At 71.3% G+C, this 2,499-nt stretch carries 3 protein-coding genes; 2 read left to right on the top strand and 1 reads right to left on the bottom strand.

Annotation, left to right across the window (positions count from 1 at the left end):
- Positions 1-16 precede the first annotated feature (16 nt).
- The gene (locus tag SPR02S_RS55585) at positions 17-1,231 is read right to left on the bottom strand and encodes an MFS transporter (protein ID WP_019057180.1); all 1,215 of its coding nucleotides are present in this window, start codon (positions 1,229-1,231) and stop codon (positions 17-19) included.
- Positions 1,232-1,299: 68 nt separating this feature from the next.
- Between SPR02S_RS55585 and SPR02S_RS11865 the strand changes: the two genes are divergently transcribed.
- Positions 1,300-1,683, top strand: a complete 384-nt coding sequence (locus SPR02S_RS11865; protein WP_019057179.1) for a MerR family transcriptional regulator — start codon at positions 1,300-1,302, stop codon at positions 1,681-1,683.
- 51 nt (positions 1,684-1,734) lie between these two features.
- On the top strand, positions 1,735-2,499 hold a 765-nt coding region (locus SPR02S_RS11860), incomplete at its 3' end, for a GNAT family N-acetyltransferase (RefSeq protein ID WP_019057178.1).

Raw genomic sequence — 2,499 nt, 5'->3', positions numbered from 1 at the left:
CCCCTTTGGGGCGTGCTTACGCACAGGGTGATTTCACGTGCCTCTCGGCCTCCACCGGTGTCGCCGGAAAGGCGTACCGGCTCCCCAGCAGGACCGTGACGAGCGCGCCCGCGATTAACGGCAATGCTGTCCAGGGCAAGGCCCCCGCGCCCCACCCCGACAGAGCCAGCCCACCGGTGAACGAGCCCCCGGCGATGCCCGCGTTGTACACCGTGGTCTGCAACGACGTTGCCACATCGGCGTGTTCGGGGCCGGAGGCGTTGACCAGTGCGGTCTGGATCAGCGTCGGTGCCCCGCCGAAGGCGACTCCCCACAGGGCGACGGAACCGAGCAGCACTACAGGGGAGTCGCCACATAGGCCGAGCACACACATGACCGCCACGAACAGTGTCATCGCGCCCAACAGTGTGGGCCGCGCCCACCGATCCACGAGTACGCCGGTGGCCCAGATCCCGACGACCGTGGCGACCCCGAACACCAGCAGGACGAGGTCCGTACGGCCGTAGCCGGTGTGTGCCGTGAACGGGGCGACGTACGTGTACATCACCTGATGCCCCAGCAGCAGGAACAGCGTGACCGACAGGACGGCGGGAATCCCGGGCAGCATGGCGACACGCCTCAACGGCACGCGTGCGCCCGGGAGTTCACCGGGAAAGGCGGGGACCCGCAGCCGTATCCAGACCGCCACCAGGACCGCGAGCCCGGCCAGCATGCCGAACGCCGTGCGCCAGCCGACCGCCCCGGCCAGCGCGGTGCCCGCGGGCACGCCCAGGGAGAGAGCGAGGGTGATTCCGGCGAGCACGATCGCGATGGCCCGGCCGCGCCGCTCGCCCGGCACCATCCGAGCCGCGTACCCGGCGAGCATCGCCCACATGGTGCCGCCCATGACCCCGGCCAGCAGTCGGGCGCCGAAGGTGACGGTGTACGACGACGACAGCGCGACCACCGCGTCGGCGCAGGCGAAGCCCAGCAGCGTACCCACCAGGACCGGGCGGCGCGGCAGCCCACGCAGGGCCGCGGTGACCGGGATCGCGGCCAGGAAGGAGGCGACCGCGTAGCCCGTGACCAGGAAGCCGACCCGCGCTTCGGAGACGCCGAGGGCCGGTGCCATCCGGGGCAGCAGCCCGGCGGGGAGCAGTTCGGTCAGGACGGCGGTGAAGGCGGCCGTGGACAGGGCGAGGAGCCCGGACCAGGGCAGAGCGGTGCCCTTGGCCGGGGAAGCGGTGGTCATGGGACCATGGTCGAACCCTCACATCAGTGTGAAGGCAAGCGAGCCCCGGAGCCAGGCGTGAGGCAGTCATGAAGATCGGCGAGCTCTCCCGCCGCACCGGCGTCCCCACCCGCCTCCTGCGCTACTACGAGGAACAGGACCTGCTGCACCCCGACCGCACCGAGAACGGCTACCGCTCCTACGGCGAACCCGCGGTCCGGGACGTCCAGCAGATCCGGGGCCTGCTGGACTCGGGGCTCACCACCGAGATGATCCGCGCGATCCTGCCGTATCTCTCCGGCCCGGACGAGATCCATGTCCCCGCCGACTGCCTGACCCCGGAGACGGCCGCGCTGCTCAGCGACCACGTCGACCGGATCCAGGCCCGCATCGACTGTCTGGCCCGCAACCGCGACCGGCTGAGCGCGTATCTGGCGGCGGTACGGGCGGACGCGCCGGCGCAGGGATCGTAACCCCCTCGAAATCCCGTTGCCGGGGCAGCTCGCGGATGTTCAAGTGGCCGCATGGATCACGCCACGGTACTCGCCCTGCACGACCGCGAACTGCGCGAAGGTGCCCGACCCGACGGCCCCGGGGCCCGTGTCGAGCGGGTCGGGGTAGTGGTGCGCCATGTCGCCGACGCACACGGGTGGAACGGCGTGCTGTGGTCGGACCTGGACGAGGGCGACGTCGACGCGGCGATCGCCGAGCAGGTCGCGTACTTCACCGCGCTCGGCCGCGACTTCGAGTGGAAGCTCTACGGCCATGATCTGCCGAGGGATCTCGGACAGCGTCTGAGCGATGCCGGGTTCACGTCCGAGCCGCAGGAGACGCTGATGATCGGTGAGGTCTCCGCACTCGCCCTCGACGCCCAACTGCCGGACGGCGTCCGCCTGTTGCCCGCCACCGACCGTGCCGGCGTCGACCTCGTGGCGGACGTCCACGAGAAGGCCTTCGGTACGGACAGCAGCCGGCTGCGCGCCCGCCTGCTGGACCAACTCGCCGCCGAACCCGACACAGTTGTCGCCGTCGTCGCCCTCGCCGGTGACGAACCGGTGAGCGCGGCCCGGATGGAACTCGTCCCCGGTACCCGGTTCGCCGGCCTGTGGGGTGGCGGCACGGTCGAGGCCTGGCGGGGTCGCGGCATCTACCGCGCGCTGATCGCCCACCGGGCCCGTATCGCCGCGGACCGCGGCTACCGCTACCTCCAGGTCGACGCCTCCGACCAGAGCCGCCCCATCCTCGAACGCCTCGGCTTCTCCCCACTGACCACGACCACGCCGTACGTC

Source organism: Streptomyces prunicolor NBRC 13075 (assembly GCF_000367365.1).
GTDB lineage: Bacteria > Actinomycetota > Actinomycetes > Streptomycetales > Streptomycetaceae > Streptomyces > Streptomyces prunicolor.
The sequence above is the reverse complement of the archived record's forward strand: the minus strand, read 5'-3'. Positions and strand labels throughout refer to the sequence as shown.